The sequence below is a fragment of the Agrococcus sp. GW821-FHT14H11 genome (assembly GCF_058803545.1).
The window spans coordinates 42014-64934 of record NZ_JBXAPA010000010.1 but is presented as its reverse complement, the minus strand read 5'-3'; the positions used below and the strand labels follow the sequence as shown (position 1 = coordinate 64934).

The window sequence follows — 22921 nt, the reverse complement described above, 5'->3', positions numbered from 1 at the left end:
GCACGGGTGCAGTGTCCTCCCTGCGCTGGCATGATCCAGATCAGGTTTGACGGTCGAAGGCTTCGGCCTTCCTCTCAGCCCGGCGCACCGGACTCCCGTGTCGACAGCCACTCTAGCCCCGCCGCGGCGGCGGACGGGGCACCTAGGCTGGGAGGGTGCAGCGCATCGGATCGTTCGTGGCCATCGGCGACAGCTTCACCGAGGGGGTGGGCGACGAGCTGCCCGACGGCTCGGTGCGCGGATGGGCCGACTTCGTCGCCGCCGGGCTCGCCTCGGCGCAGGGAGCGCCGGTGCGCTACGCGAACCTGGCCATCCGCGGCCGCAAGCTCGGGCCCATCCTGCACGAGCAGCTCGACGCGGCCATCGCGCTCGGGCCCGATGCGATCAGCATCAACGGCGGCGGCAACGACATCCTGCGGCCGAAGGTCTCGATCGAGCACGTCGGCGAGCGCCTCGCCGACGCCGCCCACCGCATCGCCGCCGCGGGCATCCGCCCCATCCTGCTCTCGGGCGGCAACCCGAGCGGCGTGATGCCGATCGGCGCGGTCATGCAGCGGCGCGGCGACGCGCTCGCGCGCGCGGTGGAGTCGCGGATCGGCGACCTCGACGCGCCCTACGTCGACAACTGGTCCGACCCCGAGCTCGCGGCGCCGCGCTTCTGGTCGCGCGACCGGCTGCACCTCAACGCCGCAGGCCACGCCCACGTCGCGCGCAACGTGCTGCGGGCGCTCGGCATGCCGGCGCCGGAGGCCTGGCGCGACCTCGCGGGCGCGTCGACCGCCGAGGGCCGCCGCGACCTCATGTACTACCGCGAGTACGTGCTGCCGTGGCTCGGGCGGCGCTTCACCGGCCGCTCCTCCGGCGACGGCCGCGACCCGAAGCTGCCCGCCTTCGTCGAGGTGCCGCCGATCGTCTGAGCGCCCCTCGGCGCACGAGCGAGGGCCGCGGCTCCCGCCGCGGCCCTCGCCGTCATGGATGGTGCGTCCGTCAGCCGGCGTCGACCAGCTGCTCCTTGAGCGAGTCGATCGCGCCCGCGAGCGTCTCGACGTGCATGCCGAGGCCCTCCGCGATCGCGTCGGCCGGCAGCTCGCCCGCCGAGATCTCCTCGAAGAAGGCGCCGGCGGTCGGCCGGTAGTCGTCGAGGTCGGCGAGCGCCTGCTCGGCACCGGCGGCGTCGTCGCCCGCGATCGCGACCGCGTAGTCGACGAAGAAGCCGATGTGCTCGCGCCACAGCTCGAGGAACGCCGCGCCGTTCTCCTCACCGGCGAGCGAGCCGATGGCCTCGCTCAGCGCGACCGAGTTGGCGTCGAGCGTCGCGGCAGCGCCCTCGAACGCGGGCGACTCGGGGCCGCCCTCGGCCGTGTAGGCGGTGAAGACCGCGATGCCGGCGAGGTAGACGTGCTCCTGCAGGCCCACGACCAGCTGCGAGCGCAGCGTCGAGGCCTCGTCGGAGACGTCGCCCTCGAGGCCCGCTGCGGCGGCGAGGCCGCCGGAGAGCGTCTCGGCCGACATGACCACGTGGCCCGCGGCCTCCTGCAGCACGTCGGTCGCGTTCGGCTCGCCCGCCGCGAAGGCGTCGATGGCGGCGCTGAGCGTGTCGACGTGCATCGTCAGGCTCTCGGCGACCGCGTCCGCCGGCAGCTCGCCGCCGGAGATCGACTCGAAGAACGCGCCGGCCTCCTCGGTGTAGCCCTGCAGCTGCATGAGCGCCTCGTCGGCCGCTGCCTGGTCGCCGCCCTTGACGGCCACTGCGTAGTCGACGAAGAAGCCGATGTGCTGGCGCCACAGCTCGAGGAACGCCGCGCCCTGCTCCTCGTCGGAGAGCGACGCGACCGCCTCGGAGAGGTCGACCGAGTTGGTGTCGAGCGCTGCCGCGGCAGCCTCGAACTGGGCCGAGTCGGCGCCCGCGTGGTAGGCGGTCGCGACCGCCATGCCGGCGAGGTAGACGTGCTCCTGGAGGAGCGACGTCAGGTCGGCGCGCAGGTTGGCCGCGTCGGACTCCGCCTCACCGGGGATGTCGAGCGCGCCGACGAAGCCGCCGGCGAGCGTCGTGGCCGTCATGGGCATGTGGCCGGCGGCGGTGCGCGCGTCGGCGAACGGGTCGCCGGTGCCGGCAGGGCTGAGCATCGAGCCCGACTCGGTCTCCATCGGCGATGCCGAGGTCTCGGGGGCCGTGCTCGTGCCCGGGTCGGCGGGCGACGAGCACGCGCTCGCCCCCAGGATCACGGCGGCGGCGCTGAAACCGACCGCCGTCCGGAGGAAGATGGACTTCCGCATGGTGCGACTCCTCTGTGCTGGGGATGCCCTGCATCCCTCGTCGTGTTGCGTGCATCAGGGGTTCGCCGCCCTCGGGCGAGCGGATTGGACGGGTTCAGCCGGCGGGCGCCGTCACGAAGTCGATGAGCTCCTCGACGCGGGCGAGGAGGGCCGGCTCGAGGTCGTTCCAGTCGCGCACCCGGCCGCGGATCCGCTGCCACGCGTGCGCGACATCCGCCTGGCTCTCGTGCGGCATGCCGAGGCGGCGCAGCGTGCCGCGCTTCCAATCCTCGCCGCGCGGCACATCCGGCCACCGGTCGATGCCGAGGCGCGCGGGCTTCACCGCCTGCCAGATGTCGATGTACGGATGCCCGACGACGCGCACGTGCGCACCGTGCGGTCCGCGCATGACGGCCTCGGCGATCCGCGTCTCCTTCGAGCCGGGCACGAGGTGGTCGACGAGGATCCCCAGCCGGCGCGAGCGGGTCGGGGCGAACTCGGCGACCATGCCCGCGAGGTCGTCGACGCCGTGCAGCGGCTCGACGACGACGCCCTCCACGCGCAGGTCGTGGCCCCAGACCTGCTCGACGAGCTCGGCGTCGTGCGTGCCCTCCACGAGGATGCGGCTCGGGAGCGCGACGCGGGCCTTGAGCCCCTCGACCGCGCGCGAGCCGGACGCGGTGCGGGTCGGCGCCGCCGCCCGCGTCGCCGCGGGCGGGACGAGCTCGACCTCCGCGCCGTCGACGAGGAACCCGCGCCCGAGCGGGAACAGGCGCACCCTGCCCGCGCGGTCCTCGAGGCGCACGTGCCCGGCCTCGATGCCGACGACGGCGCCGACGAACCCGTCGACCCGCTCGACCACGAGGTCGCGCTCGGCGGCGACGCGCGCGGGCGGCGCGGGGCGCCGCGCGGCCTTCGCCTCGGGCGAGAGCACGTCGCCGCCCCACGAGTCCCAGTCCACGAGCACCGGTCGATCCTAGCCGCGCAGCCTCGCCACGGCCTCGAGCGCCGCGAGGTCGCCCTGCACGAGGATCCGGGTCACGACCGACGCCTCCCAGCGCGCGAGCCCGTCGCGCACGCGCTCGATCGGGCCGACGAGCGCGATCTCGTCGACGAGCGCCGTCGGCACCGCCGCGATCGCCTCGGCCTTCCTGCCCTCGAGGTAGAGCTCCTGGATGCGCAGGCACGCCTCCTCGTACCCGAGCCGCGCGACGGCGTCGAAGTGGAAGTTCGCGCCCTTCGCGCCCATCCCGCCGACGTAGAGGGCGATCATCGGCCGGACGCGGTCGGCAGCCGCCTCGACGTCGCGGTCGACGACGATCGGCACGGGCACCGACACCTCGAACGCCTCCGCCGGCGGCAGGGACGGATCGCGCTTCGCGAAGCCCTCCGCGAGCAGCGCGCGCGCGGCGGCGTCCTGCGAGGGCGAGTGGAGGAACGGCAGCCACCCGTCGGCGATCTCGGCGGCGAGCGCGGTGTTGCGGGGCCCCTCCGCGGCGAGGTGGATGGGGATGCGCGGCCGCAGCGGGTGCAGGGTCGAGATGAGCGGCTTGCCGAGCCCCGTCGTACCCTCCCCCGTCAGCGGCAGCGGCAGCTGCGGCCCGGGCGCCGTGACCGGCGCCTCGCGCGCCATGATGCTGCGCAGGATCGCGACGTACTCGCGCGTGCGCGCGAGCGGCTTCGGGAACGGCTGGCCGTACCAGCCCTCGACGACCTGCGGCCCGCTGACGCCGAGCCCGAGGATGACGCGGCCGCCCGAGAGGTGGTCGAGCGTCATCGCGGTCATCGCCGTCGAGGCCGCGGTGCGCGCCGAGAGCTGCGCGATGCCCGTCGCGAGCCGGATCCGCGACGTCGACGCGCCCCACCACGCGAGCGGGGTGAACGCGTCCGAGCCGTACGCCTCCGACGTCCAGATCGAGTCGAAGCCGAGCCGCTCCGCCGCGAGCACCGCCTCGAGCGCTCCCGCGGGCGGGGCCGATCGCCAGTAGCCGAGCATGTAGCCGTAGTCCATGGTGCGATCCTGCCAAGCCCCGCCCGGCGCATCCGCCCGCTTGTCCCGGATGCACGAGCCGCGGGCCGCTTCCGTAGGCTCGGCCCATGGACTTCCGCATCTTCACCGAGCCCCAGCAGGGCGCCTCCTACGACGAGCTGCTCGCGGTCGCGCTGCGCACCGAGCAGCTCGGCTTCGACGGCTTCTTCCGCTCCGACCACTACCTGCGCATGGGCGACGGCGACCCCGGCTACGGGCCGACGGATGCGTGGACGACGCTCGCGGGGCTGGCGCGCGACACCGAGCGGGTGCGGCTCGGCACGCTCGTCTCCTCCGTCACCTACCGGCAGCCGGGCATCCTGGCCGTGCAGGTCGCGAACGTCGACCAGATGTCGGGCGGGCGGGTGGAGCTCGGGCTCGGGACCGGCTGGTTCGCCGAGGAGCACTCGGCGCTCGGCATCCCCTTCCCCGAGCGGCGCTTCGACCTGCTCGAGGAGCAGCTGGCGATCGTGACCGGCCTGTGGCAGACGCCGCGCGGCGCCCGCTTCTCGTTCGACGGCGACCACTACCGCCTCGACGACTCCCCGGCGCTGCCGAAGCCGGTGCAGGAGCGCATCCCCGTGATCGTGGGCGGGCTGGGCGAGCGGCGCACCCCGCGCCTCGCGGCCGAGTTCGCCGACGAGCACAACCTCTCGTTCCCCGCGTTCGACCGCATCCGCCCCCTCTTCGCCGCCCTCGACCGCGCCATCGAGCGCGCCGAGCGCGAGCGGCCCGTCGTGCGCTCGGTGGCGCTCGTCGCGTGCGTCGGCGAGGACGAGGCGTCGTTCGCGCGGCGCGCGGCGGCGATCGGCCGGGAGCCGGCGGAGCTGCGCGAGCACGGCATCGCGGGCACGCGCAGCGAGGTGCAGGACCTGCTCGGACGCCTCGCCGACGACGGCGTGGAGCGGGTCTACCTGCAGGTGCTCGACCTCGGCGACCTCGACCACCTCGACGAGCTCGCGTCGTTCGCGGCCGTCTCGCCCGTCGCGCGGTAGCGCCCGGGCATGCGGAAGGGGGCCGCCCGCAGGCAGCCCCCTTCGTTGCGGTGCGTGAGCGTCAGGCGCTCGTGCGACCGCGGTTCTTCGTCACGAGGCCCCAGATCAGCAGCACGACGATCGCGCCGACGATGGCCACGATCCACGTCTGCAGCGACCAGAAGTCCTCCAGGCCGACACCGAAGATCATCGAGCCGAGCCAGCCGCCGAGCAGTGCTCCGACGACGCCCAGGATGAGGGTCATGATCCAGCCGCCGCCCTGACGGCCGGGGAGGATCAGCTTTGCGATGGCCCCAGCGATGAGGCCGAGGACGATCCAACCGAGAATGCCCATGTGTGTGGTCCCTTCTCCGAGACAGCGGTGCAAGGGTTTCACTCCGCTGGGCCCCCGCAATTCGGGGAACCAGGAATGAGCGTACCCCGGTACCTTGAAGATTCCTGGAGAGTTCCTGGTCAGCTGCTAGCGCGCTCCAAGACGATCTCCCGCACCCGGGCCGCGTCGGCCTGGCCGCGCATCGCCTTCATGACCGCCCCGATGACGGCGCCGGCCGCCTGCACCTTGCCGTCGCGGATCTTCTGCAGCACGTCGGGCTGGGCCGCGAGCGCCTCGTCGACCGCCGCCACGAGCGCCGACTCGTCGGTGACGACCTGCAGGCCGCGCGCCGCAGCCACCTCGCTCGGGCTGCCCTCGCCAGCGATGACGCCCTCGAGCGCCTGCCGGGCGAGCCGGTCGGTGAGGGTGCCCTCGTCGATGAGCCGCTGCAGCTCGGCCACGTGGGCCGGCTCGACGAGCGTCGACGCGTCGACGCCGCGCTCGTTGGCGACGCGCGCGAGCTCGCCCGTCCACCACTTGCGCGCCGCCTGGGGGGCGGCGCCTGCGGCGACGGTCGCCTCGACGACGTGCAGCATGTCGCCGTTCACGACGTCCTGGAACTCGAGGTCGCTGAAGCCCCAGTCGCCCTTCAGGCGCCGGCGGCGCGCGACGGGCTGCTCGGGCAGCAGCGCGCGCAGCTCTTCGACGAGCTCGCGGCTCGGCTGCACGGGCAGCAGGTCGGGCTCGGGGAAGTAGCGGTAGTCGTCGGCATCCGACTTCACGCGGCCGGCGCTCGTCGTGCCGGTGTCCTCGTGCCAGTGGCGGGTCTCCTGCGTGATCGTGCCGCCGTCGGCGAGGATCGCCGCCTGCCGCTGGATCTCGTAGCGCACGGCGCGCTCGACGGAGCGCATCGAGTTGACGTTCTTCGTCTCGGTGCGCGTGCCGAGGCGCTCCTGCCCGCGGGGGCGCAGGCTCACGTTGGCGTCGCAGCGCAGGTTGCCGCGCTCCATCCGCGCCTCGGAGATGCCGAGCGAGAGCACGATGTCGCGGATCGCGGCGACGTAGGCCTTCGCGAGCTCGGGCGCGTCGTGCTCGGCGCCGAAGATGGGCTTGGTCACGATCTCGACGAGCGGCACGCCTGCGCGGTTGTAGTCGACGAGCGAGTACTCGGCGCCCTGGATGCGGCCGGTCGAGCCGCCCACGTGCGTGAGCTTGCCGGCGTCCTCCTCCATGTGCGCGCGCTCGATCGGGATCGTCACCTGGCGCCCGTCGGCGAGCTCGATCTCGACCTGCCCCTCGAACGCGATGGGCTCGTCGTACTGCGAGATCTGGTAGTTCTTCGGCACGTCGGGGTAGAAGTAGTTCTTCCGCGCGAACCGGCTCGACTCGGCGATCTCGCAGCCGAGCGCGAGGCCGAGCGCGATCGAGTGCCGCACGGCGAGCGCGTTCACGACGGGGAGGCTGCCGGGCAGGCCCAGGCTCAGCGGGTCGACGAGCGTGTTGGGCTCCACGTCGTGGAAGTCCGGATGCGCGGGGTTGGGCGCCGCCGAGAACATCTTCGTGCGCGTGCCGAGCTCGACGTGCACCTCGAACCCGAGCACGGGCTCGAAGAGCTCGAGCGCCCGGTCGAAGTCCATCAGCTTGTCCTTCATCGCGACGCCTCCGTGCGGTCGGTCCCTGAGGAGCCGCCGGCGGCGGCGTCTCGAAGGGGGGGAGCCTTGGTGGTGAGGATGCCGCCCCAGCGCTCGGCGAGCAGCGCCTCGATGGCGGCGCCGGCGCGGTAGAGCCGGTCGTCCTCGAACATCGGGGCGAGCAGCTGGAGGCCGACGGGCAGGCCGTCGTCGCCGAGGCCCATCGGGAGCCCCATGCCGGGGATGCCCGCGAGGTTCGCGGGGATCGTCGTGATGTCGTTGACGTACATCGCGAGCGGGTCGTCGAGCTTCTCGCCCAGCTTGAACGCCGTCGTGGGCGCCGCGGGGCTGATGAGCAGGTCGGCCTGCGCGAAGGCCGCGTCGAAGTCGCGCTGGATGAGCGTGCGCACCTTCTGCGCGGAGCCGTAGTAGGCGTCGTAGTAGCCGGCCGAGAGCGCGTAGGTGCCGAGGATGATGCGGCGCTTGACCTCGGGGCCGAACCCGGCCTCGCGGGTCGCGCCCATCACATCCTCGACCGTCTGGCCGGGCCGCTCGACGCGGAGCCCGAAGCGCACCGAGTCGAAGCGGGCGAGGTTGCTCGACGCCTCGGCGGGGAGGATCAGGTAGTACGCGGCGACGGAGTACGCGAACGACGGGCAGGAGACCTCGACGACCTCGGCCCCCGCATCCGTCATGAGCTGCACGGCCTCCTGGAAGCGCGCGTCGACGTCGGCGGCGATGCCGTCGCTGTCGAGCTCGCGCACGACGCCCACGCGCAGGCCGCGCAGGTCGCCCGCGGCGGCGCCCTCGCGGGCGGCGGCCGCGAACGAGGGCCAGTCGCGGTCGAGGCTCGTCGAGTCGTGCGGGTCGTGGCCGCCGATGACGTCGTGCAGGAGCGCCGAGTCGAGCACCGTGCGCGTCACGGGCCCGACCTGGTCGAGGCTCGAGGCGAGGGCGATCGAGCCGTAGCGGCTCACGCCGCCGTAGGTGGGCTTCACGCCCACCGTGCCGGTCACGGCCGCCGGCTGCCGGATCGAGCCGCCGGTGTCGGAGCCGAGCGCGAACGGCGCCTCGAAGGAGGCGACCGCCGCCGCCGAGCCGCCGCCGGAGCCGCCCGGGATGCGCTCGAGGTCCCACGGGTTGCGCGTGGGGCCGTAGGCGGAGTGCTCGGTCGACGAGCCCATGGCGAACTCGTCCATGTTGGTCTTGCCGAGCGGCACGAGGCCCGCAGCCTTGAGGCGCGCGACGGGCGTCGCGTCGTACGGCGGGATCCAGCCCTCGAGGATGCGCGAGCCCGAGGTCGAGGGCATGCCGACCGTGCAGAGCACGTCCTTGATGGCGACGGGCGCGCCCGCGAGCTCGTGCAGCTGCTCGCCGCTCGCGCGGCGCTCGTCGATCGCGCGCGCCTGGTCGATCGCGCCGGCGTTGACGTGCAGGAAGGCGTGCAGCTCGCCGTCGACCGCGGCGATGCGGTCGAGGTGCGCCTGCGTCGCCTCGACGCTCGAGACCTCGCCGGCGGCGAGGAGCCCGGCGAGCTCGTGCCCGGCGAGGCGGGTGAGGTCGGCGCTCACTGCTCCTCCCCCAGGATCGCCGAGACGCGGAACCGCTCGCCGTCGTGGCTCGGGGCGCCGGCGAAGACCTGCTCGCGCGTGAGCGTCTCGCCCACCTCGTCGTCGCGCATGACGTTGGCCATCGGCACGGGGTGGCTCGTGGCGGGCACGTCGGGCCCGGCGACCTCGCGCACCTCGGCGATGGCGTCGACGATCTTCGACAGCTCGGAGGTGAGGCTCGTCACCTCGTCGTCGGTGAGCGCGATGCGGGCCAGTCCAGCCAGGTGCTGGACCTCCTCGCGGGTGATCTCGGACATGCGTCTCCTCGGTCGTCCCCGGCGCGGCCGGGATGCGTGGGGGTCGCCCCAATCCTACGGGCGCGCCACGAGCAGCCAGGCCGCGAGCGCCTCGAGGACGACGGCCGCGGCGATGCACCACCACCGGAGGTCGGATGCGACGGCGAGGGCCTCGCGCACGACCGCGCCGGGCCGGTAGGAGGGCCGGGTCCAGGCGCCGACCACCGTGCCGTCGATGCCCTCGTCGGCGAGCAGCCAGGCGGTGCGGAACGCGTGGTACTCGCTCGTGACCACCGCGAGCGGCGCGCGCCCGGGGCCCGTCACGAGCGGGCGCGACAGCCGCAGGTTCTCGCGCGTCGTCGCCGAGGCCTGCTCGAGGTCGATCGCGTCGGCGGGCACGCCGAGGTGCCGCTCGAGGTGCTCGGCCATCGCCGAGGCCTCCGTGCGCACCTCGTCGGGGCCCTGCCCGCCGGCGACGACGATGCGCGCGTCGGGGCGACGGGCGCGGGCCGAGCGCCACACCGCCGCGCCGCGCTCGACGCGGCGGCGCAGCAGCGGCCCCACCTCGCGGCCACGGAGGCCCGCGCCGAGGATGAGCACGGTGCCGGGCGCAGGGGCGGCGCGGCTCGCGCGGCCGTGGATGAGCATGGCCATCGCGAGCACCGCGGCCGCGAGCCCCGCCGCCCACAGCGGCAGCGCGAGCAGCAGCGCCGCGCGCCCGAGCGCCGGCGCGACGGCGACGAGCGCCACGATCGTCGCGGCGAGCAGCAGCATCCCGGCGCCGAGCCCGGCGATGAGCACGTCGATGCGCCGCACGCGCACGAGCCTCGGCAGCATGAGCGCGTGCCAGAGCGACGCGCCGCCGAGCCCCAGCGTCGCCACGAGCGCCGCGGCGGCGAGCAGCGCCCAGCCGCCCTCGGCCGCCGGCACGTCGAGCCAGGCGGCGACCGGCCGGCGCAGCACGCGCGTGAGCAGCAGCGTGCCCGCGGTGACGATCATCGCGGCCCAGAGCGCGGGCCGGACCAGCCGCATCCGTCGTCCGCCCCTCACGGTCAGCACCCTAGCCCGCCCGGCGCGGCCGCTTGCGCGCTGATCGAACGTGTGTTCGAATGGGTATCATGCGATGGGACGGGCAGACGGCGACCCACGTCGACGCGGATGCGCTGCCGGGGCTCGAGGAGCGCGGGAGCGTGCTCGACGCGTGGCCGACCCCGGGCTTCGACGGCGCGTCGTTCCTGGAGGTGACGGCCAGGAGCGCGCTCAACCACGTCGCCGGCGACGGCTTCATGGGCGGCGCGTGGACGATCAACCCCTACCGCGGCTGCCAGCACGCGTGCCGCTACTGCTTCGCGCGGAAGACGCACACCTACCTCGACCTCGACGCGGGCGCCGACTTCGACTCCCGCATCGTCGTCAAGGCCAACCTCGTCGAGGTGCTCGAGCGCGAGCTCGCCGGCCCGCGCCGCGAGGTCGCCGCCGTGCAGCTGGGCACCAACACCGACCCCTACCAGCGGGCCGAGGGCCGCTACCGGCTCATGCCCGGCGTGCTGCGCGCGCTCGCCCGCCACGGCGCATCCATCTCGATCCTCACGAAGGGGACGCTGCTGCGCCGCGACCTGCCGCTGCTCGCCGCGATCGCCCGGGATGTGCCGGTGTCGATCGCGATGTCGATCGCGATCTTCGACGACGAGCTGCAGCAGCAGGTCGAGCCCGGCACGCCCACCACCCGCGCGCGGCTCGACACCGTGCGCGCGGTGCGCGACGCGGGCCTCGACTGCGCCGTCTTCGCGATGCCGATCCTGCCCGGCCTCACCGACACGCGGGCGCACCTCGAGCCGGCGTTCGCCGCGATCGCGGAGGCGGGCGCGACGAGCGCGATCGCGAGCGCGCTGCACCTGCGGCCGGGCGCCCGCGAGTGGTACATGGCCTGGCTGCGGCAGGAGCATCCGCACCTCGTGCCGCTCTACGGGCGCGTCTACGGCGGCGGCACCTACGCGCACCGCGACTACCGCGACTGGCTGCGCGCCCGCATCCGCCCGCTGCTGCGCGAGCACCGGCTGGCCCCGGTGCGCACGAGCGCCGGCACGGGGCTCGCCGCTCCCCCGCGCCGGGCGACGCAGCTGCCGTCGACGAGCGGGCCGGTGGCCGTCCCCGTGCCCGCCCCCGCGGTGCCCACCCTCTTCTAGCGACGCGGCCAGTGCCAGGAGGGCTGGTCGAGCGTGCCCTCGCGGCCCGCGACGCGGGTCTCGCCCGAGACCTTCTCGAGCTCGACGCGCAGCCCTCCGAGCTCGTCGGCGAGCGCCGCCTGGTGCGTGACGACGAGCACCTGCGTCTCGCGCGCGGCGTCGCGGATGCGCGCGGCGAGCGCGGGCAGGAGGTCGGCGTGGAGGCTGCGCTCCGGCTCGTTGAGCACGATGAGCCCCGGCTTCTCGGCGGAGAGCATCGCCGCGGTGAGCAGCAGGTACTGCAGCGTGCCGTCGGAGAGCTCGGGCGCCGACAGCGGCCGCAGCATCCCCGGCTGCTCGAGCGCGACCGTCATGCGGCCGTCGACCACCGGCAGGCGCAGGCGGGAGCCGGGGAAGGCGTCGTCGACCGCGCGCTCGAGCTCGCGATCCCAGCCCATCTCGATCGACGTCTGCAGCACCGCCGCGAGGTTCGCGCCGTCGTCGTCGAGCCTCGCCGCGCGCGTCGCGACCTGCGGCTGCCGGGCGGGAGCGCCCGCGTCGGTGCGCAGCGCGTCGTGGAACCGCCAGCCGCGCAGCATGCGGCGCGTGCCCGCGAGCTCGGCGGCGTCGGCCCGCCCCGCGAACTCGTCGAGCACCGACGCCCACGGGTGCATGCCCGCGGCGAGGTCGCTCCAGCCGTCGTCGAGGCGCACGCGCGCGGCGCCCCGCCGCCGCTCGACGAGCACGCCCGCCGGCCGCGGGTCGGAGCCTGCGAAGACGTGCTCCTGCTTGATCTCGGGATCGAGGTCGAAGGCGCTGCGCTGCGCGACCGGCAGGCCCAGGTCGATCGCGTAGCCGAGGACGTCGGTCGCGACGCCGAGGCGCAGCGCGACCGGCCCTGACCGCACGGTGCCCTCGGTGCGCTGGCCGCCCGCCGTGCCGCGCTCCGGCCCCGCCCACCGAACGGCGTCGAGCCCGCCGACGCCTGCGAGCGACGCGATCACGCGCCCCTCGCCGCAGTCGGCGAGCAGCCGCAGCGCCCGGTACAGGCTCGACTTGCCCGAGCCGTTCGCGCCCGTCACGACCGTCAGCGGCGCGAGGTCGACCACGAGGGACCGGATCGAGCGGTAGCCCTCGATCGCGAGCCGCGAGATCACGCGCCGAGCAGCCCGCGCGCGTACGCCGCCTGGCCGGCGTGCTGCACGTCGTCGTCGACGATGCTCACGAGGCGCGCGCCGAGCGTCACCGGCGGATCCCACGCCTCGTCGACGACGCGGTCGAGGTCGTCGGCGTCGAGCGTGCCGAGGTACCGCTGCGTCGCGGCGTGCACGGCGTCGAGGTAGTCGAGCAGGGCCTCGGCCGACTCGGGGCGCACCGCGCGCACGTCGTCGGGCTCGTGGCCGTAGCCGGTGTCGGCGGGATCCGGGTCGCGCCCGAAGCGCGCCGCCCAGTCGCCCTGCAGGTAGACCTGCTCGGTGCCGGCGACCGCGGCGACCTGCGCATCCTGCCCGCGGGCGAGGTGCCACACGAGCCAGCCGATCGGGTTCGCGCTCCCGCCCGGCGCCTCGACGAGCTGCTCGGGCGTGAGGCCGCGCACCGCGCGGCGGGCCTCGTCGGGGATGCGCGAGAACGCCTCGGCGAGCACGGCGACCGCGTCCATCAGGCCTCGGCTCCCGTCTCGGCCGCGGGCAGCGCATCCGGCCCCTGCTCGACGAGCAGGCGGAACTGCGCGGCGTCGAGGATGCGGATGCCGAGGTCTTCGGCCTTCGCGAGCTTCGAGCCCGCGCCCGGCCCGGCGGCGACGAAGTCGGTCTTCTTCGAGACGCTCGACGCGGCCTTGCCGCCGGCCGCGATGATCGCCTCCTGCGCGCCCTCGCGCGTGTAGCCCTCGAGCGTGCCGGTCGCGACCACGGTGAGGCCTGCGAGCACGCCGCCGCGCTCGCCCGCCTTGCCGGGGCCGGGGTGACCGGGCGTCGCGAACCGCACGCCCGCGTCGCGCCACGCGCGCACGATCTCCTGGTGCCAGTCGACGGCGAGCCACTCGACCACCGCCTCGGCGATGGTCGGGCCCACGCCCTCGACCTCCGCCAGCTCCTCGGGGGTCGCCGCCTCGATCGCCGCGAGGGAGCCGAACCAGTCGGCGAGCGCGCGCGCCGCCACGGGCCCCACGTGCCGGATGTTCAGCGAGACCAGCTGCCGCCACAGATCCTTGGTCTTCGCGCGCTCGAGCTCGGCGAGCAGCGTCTCGGCCTGCTTCGACGGCTGCGGCCCCTTGGCGCCCGCCTTCCGCTCGGCGGCGCTCGACGCGCGCTGGAAGGGCCGGCGCACGACCGGCGCGCCCTCGTCGTCGAGCTTCGGCTGCCCCGTCTCGGCGTCGCGGACGATCACCTCGATCGGCACGAGCTGCTCGAGCGTGAGCGCGAACAGGCCCGCCTCGGTCGCGAGCGGCGGCTCGGCGGGCACGCTCGGCTGCGTCAGCGCCGCCGCCGTCACCTCGCCGAGCGCCTCGACGTCGAGCGCCCCGCGGCTGCCGATGTGCTCGACGCGGCCGCGCACCTGGGCCGGGCAGTCCTTCGCGTTGGGGCACCGCAGGTCGACGTCGCCCTCCTTCATGGGGCGGAGCGTCGTGCCGCACTCGGGGCACGCGGTCGGCATCACGAACTCGCGCTCGGTGCCGTCGCGCAGCTCGACGACCGGCCCGAGCACCTCGGGGATCACGTCGCCGGCCTTCCGCAGCACGACCGTGTCGCCGATCAGCACGCCCTTGACGCGCACGACGTCCTGGTTGTGGAGCGTCGCCTGCCGCACGACCGAGCCGGCCACGTGCACCGGCTCCATGTTCGCGTACGGGGTCGCGCGCCCCGTGCGGCCCACGCTCACCACGATGTCGAGGAGCTTCGTGTGCACCTCCTCCGGCGGGTACTTGTACGCGATCGCCCAGCGGGGCGCGCGCGACGTCTGCCCGAGCTCGTCGTGCAGCGCGAGCTCGTCGACCTTCACGACGATGCCGTCGAGCTGGTGCTCGACCGCGTGCCGGCGCTCGCCGAAGCGCTCGACGTAGGCGACGACGTCGTCGATGCCCTCCAGCACCTCGACGTGCGGGCTCGTCGGCAGGCCCCAGTCGGCGAGGAGCCCGTAGACCTCGCTCTGCGCCGCGACCGGCGGATCGGGCCAGGCGCCGAAGCCGTGCACGTACATCGCGAGCGCCGCGATGCGCTCCTCGCCCGCCTCGCGCTCGAGCCCGGTCTTCTTCTCGAGCTGCTGCCGCAGGCCGCCCGAGGCGGCGTTGCGCGGGTTGGCGAACGCGGGGAACCGGCGCGCTGCGCGCTCGGCCGCGCGCTCCTCGTCGAACTCCGCTCGGCCGGGCGCCGGGCGACGCGCGTGCTTCGCGCGATCCTCCTCGACCGAGCGGCCCCGCAGCTCGGCCTGGAGGGCGTTCAGCCGCTCGAAGGCCTCGACGGGGATGAAGACCTCGCCGCGCACCTCGACGAGCGCGGGATGCCCCGTGCCCGCGAGCCGCTCGGGCACGCCCGCGACGCGCAGCGCGTTGACCGTCACGACCTCACCGACCCGGCCGTCGCCGCGCGTGGCGGCGGAGGTCAGCTCGCCGTGCTCGTAGCGCAGCGAGACCGCGAGCCCGTCGATCTTCAGCTCGGTCAGCCATCGCACCCGCCGGCCCGCCGCGGCCTCGGCCTTCGCGCACCACTCCCGCAGCTCGTCGACCGAGAAGACGTTGTCGAGGCTCAGCATGCGCTCGCGGTGCTCGATCGTCGGCAGGCCGCTGCCGGTGCCGCCCTGCACCGCCTGGGTCGGCGAGTCCTGGCTCTGCAGCTCGGGGTGCTCGCGCTCGAGCGCGTCGAGCTCCTGCACGAGGGCGTCGTAGGTCGCGTCGTCGATGAGCGACTGGTCGCGGTCGTAGTAGGCGGCGCTCGCCTCCTCGATCTGCGAGCGCAGCTCCTGCGCCCTGGCGTTCGCGTCGCTGAGGGAGGCCTCGGCCTCGATTCCCACCATGCGCCCATTCTGCACTCGGGTGCTGACAGCCGGGCTGTCCCGCAGCGTCCCTATGCAACGGCTGTCGATCCGCACTGCGATTCCTCGCATCCGGCCAATCCGCGCGGCGCGGGGCTCCGAACCCTGATCGACATCCCGCGCCGACCCGGCGCAGGCCGGCAACGGCCCAGACACAAGGAGAAGTCATGTCCCAGTCCCCGAACCGCCTCGTCGCCACCGTCTTCGGCGCCGTCTACCTGCTCGTCGGCGTCCTCGGCCTCTTCGTGGCCGGCTCGAACTTCGCCGGTGAGGAGGGCGGGCTGCTGCTCGGCATCTTCCAGGTGAACCACCTGCACAACATCGCCCACCTGCTGATCGGCGCCGCACTGCTGGCCGCCGGCCTGCGCAGCACCGCCGCAGCGAAGCGCGTCAACGTCACCGTCGGCGCCGTCTACCTGCTGCTCGGCATCGTCGGCTTCTTCCTGGTCGGCACGGCGCTCAACATCCTGGCGCTCAACACGGCCGACCACATCCTGCACCTCGCCTCGGCGATCGTGCTGCTCGGCACGGGCCTCGCCCTCGACCGCAGCACCGCGACCCGCCACGCGGCGGCGTAGGACCGACCATGGATGCGCTGATGCGGATCTGCGGAGCCGTGGCAGCGCTCGGCGCGGCGCTCATCGCACTCGCGGTGGGCGCCGCGGCACCCGTCTGGATCGCGGTGCTCGTGCTCGCCGCCGGCGCCGCGCAGCTCGCGGTCGCGGTGCTCGCCCTGCGGGGCGGCCCGTTGCCGGGGCCGGCGATCCTCGCCCCCTTCGCGGCACCGACCGCGGTCTGGCTCGCGGCGCTCGTCGCCGCCCCTGCCGCGGCGTCGTCCCTCCCCCTCGGACCGATGCTCGCCGAGACGGGGCTCGCGCTCGGCGCCGCCGCGCTGCTCGCCCTCGGCCGCCGCACGAGCGCCGAGCCGCGGGCGCTGCCGGCGCTGCTGGCCGTCGCGGCCTCGGCGGCCGTCGTCGCCACCGTCGCCACTGCGGCCCTCGCGGGCACGAACGCGGGCGCCTTCGCGCAGCCCCACGGCGAGCACGGCGCGGCCGTCGACGCCCCCGCCGACGAGCCGGCGCTCGAGGGCCCCGTGCTCGTGGAGCACAGCGGCCACTGAGGCCTCCCTGCCGCTGCCGGGCCGACCTGACGCGTCAGGCGGGCACGGCGTCGGCCGCGACCGTGCGGTCGATCGTGCACTGCCCGAGCACCCGCGTGCCGAGGTAGAGCACCGCCGACTGCCCCGTCGCCACGCCGCGCAGCGGCGCGGCCGGATCGATCACGAGCTCGTCGCCCACCATCCGCGCCCGCGCGGGCACGGGGTCGGCGTGCGCGCGGATCTGCACTTCGACGTCGAGGCCCTCGGCGAGGCCCGGATGCGCCGGCCCGGCGTGGGAGACGCGGGTGCCGGCCAGCCGCGACACGGCCAGGGCCTCCTCGGGCCCGACGACGAGCTGCCGCGTCGAGGGCTTGACCTCGAGCACGAAGCGCGGCCGGCCGTCGGGCGAGGGCACGCCGAGCGACAGCCCGCGGCGCTGGCCGACGGTGTAGCCGTGCACGCCGGCGTGCTGGCCCACCACGGCGCCGTCGCGGTCGACGATCTCGCCGGGCTCGGCGCCGAGCCGCTCGGCGAGGAAGCCGCGCGTGTCGCCATCGGGGATGAAGCAGATGTCGTGGCTGTCGGGCTTCTGCGCGAGCAGGAAGCCTCGCTCGGCCGCCTCCGCGCGCACCGCCCCCTTGGTCGGCGTGTCGGCGAGCGGGAACCAGCAGTGCCGCAGCTGCTCCTCCGTGAGCACCCCGAGCACGTACGACTGGTCCTTCGCCCAGTCGGCGGCGCGGTGCAGCTGCGGCCCGTCGTCGCCGTGCTCGACGCGCGCGTAGTGGCCCGTGACGACGCGGTCGAAGCCGAGGCCGATCGCGCGGTCGAGCAGCGCCTCGAACTTGATGCGCTCGTTGCAGCGCAGGCACGGGTTCGGCGTGCGGCCGGCCGCGTACTCGTCGACGAAGTCCTGCACGACGTCGGCGTGGAAGCGCTCCGAGAAGTCCCACACGTAGAACGGGATGCCGAGCCGGTCGGCGACCCGGCGCGCATCCATCGCGTCCTCGACGGTGCAGCAGCCGCGGCTGCCGGTGCGGAGGGTGCCCGGCATGCGGCTGAGCGCGAGGTGCACGCCGACGACCTCGTGGCCGGCGTCGACGGCGCGCGCGGCGGCGACGGCCGAGTCGACCCCGCCCGACATGGCTGCCAGCACCTTCATGCGCTCCCCCTCGCATCCAGGCTACCGATCGGCGGGCGCGGCCCGGCGGCTCGTGGCACTCTGGTGACGTGACGGATGCGCCCAGCTCGAGCCCCCTGCGCGTCTCCGTCGTGATCCCGGTGCTCGACGACGCCCCCGCGCTCGCCCGCTGCCTTGAGCGGCTGCGCGCGCAGACGGTCGCGCCGCTCGAGGTGATCGTCGTCGACAACGGCTGCCTCGACGACTCGGCCGCGGTCGCGCTCGCGGCCGGCGCGCGCGTCGTGCAGGAGCCGCGGCCCGGCATCCCCGCGGCCGCCGCGGCCGGCTACGACGCCGCCGCGGGCGACGTCATCGCGCGCTGCGACGCCGACTCGGTCGTGCCCGCCGACTGGATCGAGCGCATCCGCGCCGCCTTCGCCGCCGACCCGGCGCTCCAGGGGCTCACCGGGCCCGGCCGGTTCCACGACCTGCCGCCGCGCTGGACGGCCATCGCGAGCACCGCCTACGCGCTCGGCACCTTCGTCGCGGGCGGCGCCGCGATCGCGAACGTGCCGCTGTGGGGCTCGAACATGGCGCTGCGCCGCTCGACGTGGACGGCCGTCTCGCCGCTCGTCGAGCGCGACGACCCGGCCCTGCACGACGACCTCGACCTCACGATGCGGCTCGGCCCGTGCGCGCGGCTGCGGTTCGACCGCGACCTGCGCGTCGAGGTGGAGGGCCGCATCTTCCGCAGCCGCGACGACGCTCGTGACCGCGTCGCCGTCGCGATGCGCACGTTCCGCCGCAACTGGGAGACGGAGGGGTCTCCCGGCCGCCGCTGGGTGCTGCGCGCGGGCGGCCCCGACCTGCGCGCCCGCGCGTGACCTGGCTCGCCTCGCAGGGTCGCTGGCTGCCGGGCGACGCGCTGCGGCTCGTGGTCGCGGCCTCGGTGCCGCTCGCCGGCGCCGTCGCGGGCGGTCCATCGGCCGCCGCGATGCTCCTCACGCTCGGCGGCGCGATGGCGCTGCGCTTCGCCCGGGTGCCGACCGTCACCGACCTCGTCGGCCAGGCGATGCTGCTCGCCTCGGCGTGGTTCGCGGTCACCGGCGCCTACGAGGTCGTGCCCTGGCTCGACGTCGCCGCGCACGTCGGCAGCGGCGCGGTTCTCGCGCTGCTGATGCGCGACGTGCTGCTGCAGCTGCGACTGGTGCCGTCGGAGCCGGGGCGGCGGGATGCGGTGGCGCGGGTGCTGCACGTCACGAGCGCGGTCGTCGTGCTGGGGCTGCTGTGGGAGCTCGGCGAGTGGGCGGGGCACGCGCTCCTGACGGAGACGATCCGCGTCGGCTACGAGGACACCCTCACCGACCTGCTCGCCGACGGCGCGGGCGCGCTGGCCGCGGCCGTCGTCGCCGAGCGCGTCGCGGCCCCGCGCCGTGCGGTGCGCTGAGGCGCGACGAAGCGAGCGTCAGCGCAGCGCGCGCGCCCGCGCCACCGCGGCCGGCAGTGCCCCGAGCAGCGCCTCGACGTCCTCCTCGGTCGTCGTGCGCCCGAGCGAGAGCCGCAGCGGCGCGACGCCGGTGAGCCCGCACGCGCGCACCACGTGCGACTCGCGGGCGACGCCCGCCGAGCACGCCGAGCCGTTGGAGACCGCGAAGCCCGCCTCGTCGAGCAGGAACTGCAGCGCCTCACCCTCCGCGCCCTCGACCACGAGGTGCGCGATGTGCGGCAGGCGCGGCTCGGCGACCAGCAGTCGCACGCCCTCGATCGCCGCGGCGGCCGTCAGCATGCGCTCCGTGAGCGCCCGCAGCCGCGCCGCCTCGGCGTCGAGCTCGGCGAGCGCCTCCTCCGCGGCGAGCGCGAAGAGCGACGCGCCGAGCGCATCCTGCGTGCCCGACCGCAGCCCGCGCTGCTGGCCGCCGCCGTGGTGCAGCGCCTCGAGGCGCGCGTCGCGCCGCACGACGAGCGCGCCGACGCCGTGCGGTCCGCCGATCTTGTGGCTCGCGACGCTCATGAGCGCCGCGCCCGTCTCGGCGAACCGCAGCGGCACGTGGCCCATCGCGCCCACGGCGTCGAGGTGCAGCGGCACGCCTGCGCGCGCCGACGCATCCGCGACCGCCTCGACCGGCTGCAGCGAGCCCACCTCGTTGCTCGCGACGAGCATGGTCGCGACCGACGCGCGGCCGCCGTCGACGAGCGCCGCCGCGAGCGCCTCGGCATCGGTGACCGCGTGCGCGTCGACGCCCACCCAGCGCACCGGCGCGCCCTGCCGCTCGAGCCAGGCGACGGCGTCGAGCGTCGCGTGGTGCTCGGCGACCGGCACCACGAGCGCTCCGGGCTCGCCCGCGTCGCGCGCCGCCCACCAGGCGCCCTTGAGGGCGAGGTTGATGGATTCGGTGCCGCCCGAGGTGAGGACGACCTCGGTCGGGTGCGCCCCGAGCACCGCCGCGAGCCGCTCCCGCGCATCCTCGAGCACCGCCCGCGCGCGCTGCCCCTCGCGATGGGTCGAGGCCGGGTTGGCCAGGGGCGCAGCCTCTGCGAGCGCCCGCCGCACTGACGGCCGCATGCTGGTCGCCGCGGCGTGATCGAACAGGCGCATGCTCCCCTACCCTAGAGCGCGTGGATCAGCCAGTCCGAGCGCGGGGCATCGAGCGCACCGCAGCCGGGCACCGGCTCACCGTGTGGTCGCGCCACGCGACCGCGATGGAGCTGCGCGTCTTCGACCGCGACGACCCCGACTGGCTGCTGCACTCGGTGCCGATGGAGCGGGTCGGCGACGACTTCACGATCGACTCCGAGCTGCTGCAGCTCGGCACCCCGTACGCCGTCGGCGTGCACGGGCCGAGCGGGCCGGGCCACGCGTTCGACCCCGAGCGCCACGCCGTGCCGCCGCACGCGCGCGGCATCGTGCGCACCCCGCACGGCCAGCACCGCGCGACCGTCATCGACCCCGCCTTCGACTGGGGCGGCGTCGCGCGGCCGACGGTGCCGCTGTCGCAGCAGGTGATCTACGAGGCGCACGTGAAGGGGCTCACGAAGCTCAGCCCCCACCTGCCCGCCGAGCTGCGCGGCACGTACGCCGGCCTCGCGCATCCGTCGACGATCGCCTACCTGCAGGACCTCGGCGTGACGACGGTGCAGCTGCTGCCGATCCACCTGTTCGTCTCCGAGCAGAGGCTCCTGCAGCAGGGCCGCGTCAACTACTGGGGCTACAACACGCTCAGCTTCTTCGCGCCCCACGGCGCCTACGCGTCGCGGCGCGCGCAGTTCGACGGCACCGGCGGCGTGCTGCGCGAGTTCAAGGGCATGGTGCGGCTGCTGCACGAGGCGGGGCTGCAGGTGTTCCTCGACGTGGTCTACAACCACACCTCCGAGGAGGGCATGGGCGGTCCGCCCTCGAGCCTGCGGCTCATCGACAACGCCTCCTACTACCGCGTCGCCGACGACGGCGGGCTCGTCGACTGGACCGGCTGCGGGAACACCGTCGACTTCTCGGTGCCGGCCGCGCAGCAGCTCGTCATCGACTCGCTGCGCTACTGGCACCAGGACCTGCAGATCGACGGCTTCCGCTTCGACCTCGCCCCGGTGCTCGGCCGCGGCGCCGACGGCGCCTTCGACCCGCAGCACCCGCTGCTGCGGCGCATCCTCACCGACCCCGCGCTCACCGACGCGACGATGATCGCCGAGCCGTGGGACGTGGGCCCCGACGGCTGGCAGACCGGCCGCTTCCCCGACGGCTTCAGCGAGTGGAACGACCGCTACCGCGACACGGTGCGGCAGTTCTGGCTCAGCGACTACCGCTCGTTCCGCCACGGCGGGCAGGGCGCGACCGGGGTCGGCCCGCTCGCGCACGCCGTCTCGGGCTCGGAGGGGCTCTTCGCGAGCGGGCGCGGGCCGCTCGAGAGCGTCAACCTCATCACCGCCCACGACGGCTTCACGCTCACCGACCTCACCCGCTACGACCAGAAGCACAACGAGGGCAACGGCGAGGAGAACCGCGACGGCGCCGACGAGAACCGCTCGTACAACCACGGCGTCGAGGGCCGCACCGAGGACGTCGCGATCCAGCTCGACCGCCGCCGGTCGATGCGCAACCTGCTCGGCACCCTGCTCGTCTCGGCCGGCGTGCCGATGCTCACGATGGGCGACGAGTTCGGCCGCACGCAACGGGGCAACAACAACGCCTACTGCCAGGACTCGGCGCTGACATGGATGCGGTGGGACCGGAAGGACTGGCAGGACGCGTTCCACGCGCAGACGCGGCGGCTCCTGCAGCTTCGGCGCGAGCACCCGGCGCTCCGCCCGCTCGAGTACGGCCAGACCGGGCAGCGCGTGGCCGGCTCGTCGCGGCTCGACTGGTACAACGCCGCGGGGCTGCGCATGACGATCGACGACTGGGACCACTCCCACGACCGCACGATGCAGATGCTCGCCGAGTCGACGCCGATCGAGGAGCCCTACTCGCGCGTGCTCGTGGTCTTCCACGGCTCGCCGCGCGAGGCGGTCGTCACGCTGCCCGAGGCCGACGGCGCCACCGGCTACGCCCTGCTGTGGGACTCGGCCTCCGACCGCATCGACGACGCGCTCGCGGTCCCCGCCGAGCGGGTGCCGATGCCGGCGATGAGCATGCGCGTGTACGCCGTGCACGGGATGCCCGCGGCCGGCGCGCCGGAGGCGACGGTGGTGCGCCTGCGCACCCCTGCCTCGCCGCCGGCGGCCGATCCGGCCTAGTCTGCGTCAAGCCGAGGCGCGGCGCCAACCTGACCGTAGACGAGCTGCGCGCCGAGCAGCACTCCGCATCGAACCACGGTCAGCGCGAACGCCTGCGGTGTCGGTGGTCGGTAGCCGCTCTGGGCGCTACGGCCCAGCGACCAGGAACTCACCGATCACCGTGAAGCCGTCCTGGGCGTACACGGGGATCGTAGGGTCGGCCACACCTCGTGCAACCTCTGCCGCTCGCTCGGCCTGCCAGGCGAGCGCCTCCTCCGGCGACCTGAAGCCGGCAGCTGCCGCAGAGCCATTCGCGCCGTCGAGGTCGGTCTTCCTCACGTAGCCTTGGCGTCCGTTCGTCGCCATGGCAGCGATGAGATCAGGCTCCTGATCCGGTGACGCGGCTTCGGCGGCTGACCCGTAGGTGAGGCCGGAGTCGTTCTCCGCGTAGTCAGGAGCCGGCATCGGCTGCGTTCTGGTATCCGTCGACACGCCGAGCGGAGCGAAGAGCACGGGCGCTACTCCGGCCGCTGCTCCGGCGCCGAATCCAAGGCCTGCGACCACGAGCACAGCTCCGCTGAGAGCGGCGAACTTCATCTTGCGCTGCATCGCATCCCTGCCCTAGCTGTACTGGATTCCCGACTTGAAGGCCATCCTCGGAACCCTTGCTGACGGTCGACCGAACTCCTCTGAATCCCTCTCGATCGCCAGGGATTCCCGCTGTTGATCGGAGG

At 74.7% G+C, this 22921-nt stretch carries 22 protein-coding genes; 8 read left to right on the top strand and 14 right to left on the bottom strand.

Annotated elements, in window-relative coordinates:
* The first annotated feature begins 155 nt into the window (after window positions 1–155).
* Window positions 156–917 (top strand): SGNH/GDSL hydrolase family protein, encoded by a 762-nt coding sequence (locus tag AC1RNL_RS11835; RefSeq protein ID WP_310124713.1) that lies wholly within the window; start codon window positions 156–158, stop codon window positions 915–917.
* 70 nt (window positions 918–987) lie between these two features.
* Here the strand turns inward: AC1RNL_RS11835 and AC1RNL_RS11830 are convergent, their stop codons facing one another.
* From AC1RNL_RS11830 to AC1RNL_RS11820, 3 genes are all read right to left on the bottom strand, one after another.
* Window positions 988–2277, bottom strand: coding sequence for a hypothetical protein (locus tag AC1RNL_RS11830; RefSeq protein WP_492935344.1), 1290 nt, complete (start codon window positions 2275–2277; stop codon window positions 988–990).
* 94 nt (window positions 2278–2371) lie between these two features.
* Window positions 2372–3217 (bottom strand): DUF3097 family protein, encoded by an 846-nt coding sequence (locus AC1RNL_RS11825; RefSeq protein WP_492935349.1) that lies wholly within the window; start codon window positions 3215–3217, stop codon window positions 2372–2374.
* A 15-nt stretch (window positions 3218–3232) separates the two neighbouring features.
* The gene (locus AC1RNL_RS11820; protein ID WP_492935343.1) at window positions 3233–4267 is read right to left on the bottom strand and encodes an LLM class F420-dependent oxidoreductase; all 1035 of its coding nucleotides are present in this window, start codon (window positions 4265–4267) and stop codon (window positions 3233–3235) included.
* Between the two features lie 86 nt (window positions 4268–4353).
* Between AC1RNL_RS11820 and AC1RNL_RS11815 the strand changes: the two genes are divergently transcribed.
* Window positions 4354–5280, top strand: coding sequence for an LLM class F420-dependent oxidoreductase (locus tag AC1RNL_RS11815; protein ID WP_492935342.1), 927 nt, complete (start codon window positions 4354–4356; stop codon window positions 5278–5280).
* Window positions 5281–5341: 61 nt separating this feature from the next.
* On the opposite strand, the gene AC1RNL_RS11810 is transcribed toward AC1RNL_RS11815, so the two are convergent.
* The 5 genes from AC1RNL_RS11810 to AC1RNL_RS11790 all read right to left on the bottom strand — a co-directional run bounded on the left by AC1RNL_RS11810 (window position 5342) and on the right by AC1RNL_RS11790 (window position 10120).
* Complete coding sequence (locus tag AC1RNL_RS11810) at window positions 5342–5614, bottom strand: GlsB/YeaQ/YmgE family stress response membrane protein (protein WP_492935341.1); 273 nt, start codon at window positions 5612–5614, stop codon at window positions 5342–5344.
* Window positions 5615–5733: 119 nt separating this feature from the next.
* Complete coding sequence (gatB, locus tag AC1RNL_RS11805; protein WP_146356925.1) at window positions 5734–7245, bottom strand: Asp-tRNA(Asn)/Glu-tRNA(Gln) amidotransferase subunit GatB; 1512 nt, start codon at window positions 7243–7245, stop codon at window positions 5734–5736.
* On the bottom strand, window positions 7242–8795 hold the full coding sequence (gatA, locus tag AC1RNL_RS11800; RefSeq protein WP_492935340.1) for an Asp-tRNA(Asn)/Glu-tRNA(Gln) amidotransferase subunit GatA: 1554 nt from the start codon (window positions 8793–8795) through the stop codon (window positions 7242–7244). The genes gatB and gatA overlap by 4 nt, the downstream gene beginning before the upstream one ends.
* A complete protein-coding gene (gatC, locus tag AC1RNL_RS11795; protein WP_146356921.1) occupies window positions 8792–9091 on the bottom strand; it encodes an Asp-tRNA(Asn)/Glu-tRNA(Gln) amidotransferase subunit GatC in 300 nt (99 codons plus the stop codon). The genes gatA and gatC overlap by 4 nt, the downstream gene beginning before the upstream one ends.
* Before the next feature lie 54 nt (window positions 9092–9145).
* The gene (locus AC1RNL_RS11790; RefSeq protein ID WP_492935339.1) at window positions 9146–10120 is read right to left on the bottom strand and encodes a YdcF family protein; all 975 of its coding nucleotides are present in this window, start codon (window positions 10118–10120) and stop codon (window positions 9146–9148) included.
* A gap of 68 nt (window positions 10121–10188) precedes the next feature.
* Here AC1RNL_RS11790 and AC1RNL_RS11785 point away from each other — a divergent pair, with 68 nt between their 5' ends.
* Window positions 10189–11256, top strand: coding sequence for an Rv2578c family radical SAM protein (locus tag AC1RNL_RS11785; RefSeq protein ID WP_492935338.1), 1068 nt, complete (start codon window positions 10189–10191; stop codon window positions 11254–11256).
* Here the strand turns inward: AC1RNL_RS11785 and AC1RNL_RS11780 are convergent.
* From AC1RNL_RS11780 to ligA, 3 genes are read right to left on the bottom strand one after another with little or no spacing between them, the layout of a single operon-like run.
* Window positions 11253–12392 carry an AAA family ATPase gene (locus tag AC1RNL_RS11780; protein WP_492935337.1) on the bottom strand — a complete coding sequence of 380 codons (1140 nt, stop codon included), beginning with the start codon at window positions 12390–12392 and terminating at the stop codon, window positions 11253–11255. The genes AC1RNL_RS11785 and AC1RNL_RS11780 overlap by 4 nt on opposite strands.
* Window positions 12389–12895 carry a mycothiol transferase gene (locus AC1RNL_RS11775; RefSeq protein ID WP_128188691.1) on the bottom strand — a complete coding sequence of 169 codons (507 nt, stop codon included), beginning with the start codon at window positions 12893–12895 and terminating at the stop codon, window positions 12389–12391. The genes AC1RNL_RS11780 and AC1RNL_RS11775 overlap by 4 nt, the downstream gene beginning before the upstream one ends.
* Window positions 12895–15246 (bottom strand): NAD-dependent DNA ligase LigA, encoded by a 2352-nt coding sequence (gene ligA, locus AC1RNL_RS11770; protein WP_492935336.1) that lies wholly within the window; start codon window positions 15244–15246, stop codon window positions 12895–12897. Before ligA ends, AC1RNL_RS11775 begins: the two co-directional genes overlap by 1 nt.
* A gap of 185 nt (window positions 15247–15431) precedes the next feature.
* Here ligA and AC1RNL_RS11765 point away from each other — a divergent pair, with 185 nt between their 5' ends.
* Window positions 15432–15842, top strand: coding sequence for a DUF4383 domain-containing protein (locus AC1RNL_RS11765; RefSeq protein WP_492935335.1), 411 nt, complete (start codon window positions 15432–15434; stop codon window positions 15840–15842).
* A gap of 20 nt (window positions 15843–15862) precedes the next feature.
* A complete protein-coding gene (locus tag AC1RNL_RS11760; RefSeq protein WP_492935334.1) occupies window positions 15863–16384 on the top strand; it encodes a hypothetical protein in 522 nt (173 codons plus the stop codon).
* Window positions 16385–16418: 34 nt separating this feature from the next.
* Here AC1RNL_RS11760 and mnmA read toward each other — a convergent pair whose 3' ends face one another.
* Window positions 16419–17522 carry a tRNA 2-thiouridine(34) synthase MnmA gene (gene mnmA / locus AC1RNL_RS11755; RefSeq protein ID WP_492935333.1) on the bottom strand — a complete coding sequence of 368 codons (1104 nt, stop codon included), beginning with the start codon at window positions 17520–17522 and terminating at the stop codon, window positions 16419–16421.
* Window positions 17523–17590: 68 nt separating this feature from the next.
* Between mnmA and AC1RNL_RS11750 the strand changes: the two genes are divergently transcribed.
* On the top strand, window positions 17591–18364 hold the full coding sequence (locus AC1RNL_RS11750; RefSeq protein ID WP_310124673.1) for a glycosyltransferase family 2 protein: 774 nt from the start codon (window positions 17591–17593) through the stop codon (window positions 18362–18364).
* Window positions 18361–18927: a DUF2238 domain-containing protein gene (locus tag AC1RNL_RS11745; protein WP_492935332.1), complete on the top strand. Its 567-nt coding sequence runs from the start codon at window positions 18361–18363 to the stop codon at window positions 18925–18927. The genes AC1RNL_RS11750 and AC1RNL_RS11745 overlap by 4 nt, the downstream gene beginning before the upstream one ends.
* Before the next feature lie 18 nt (window positions 18928–18945).
* On the opposite strand, the gene AC1RNL_RS11740 is transcribed toward AC1RNL_RS11745, so the two are convergent.
* Entirely contained in the window at window positions 18946–20076 is a 1131-nt protein-coding gene (locus tag AC1RNL_RS11740; protein ID WP_492935331.1) for a cysteine desulfurase family protein, read from the bottom strand.
* 20 nt (window positions 20077–20096) lie between these two features.
* On the opposite strand from AC1RNL_RS11740, the gene glgX reads away from it, so the two are divergent.
* On the top strand, window positions 20097–22208 hold the full coding sequence (gene glgX / locus AC1RNL_RS11735; protein WP_492935330.1) for a glycogen debranching protein GlgX: 2112 nt from the start codon (window positions 20097–20099) through the stop codon (window positions 22206–22208).
* 126 nt (window positions 22209–22334) lie between these two features.
* Here glgX and AC1RNL_RS11730 read toward each other — a convergent pair whose 3' ends face one another.
* Window positions 22335–22796: a hypothetical protein gene (locus tag AC1RNL_RS11730; protein ID WP_310124662.1), complete on the bottom strand. Its 462-nt coding sequence runs from the start codon at window positions 22794–22796 to the stop codon at window positions 22335–22337.
* Window positions 22797–22921: the final 125 nt, after the last annotated feature.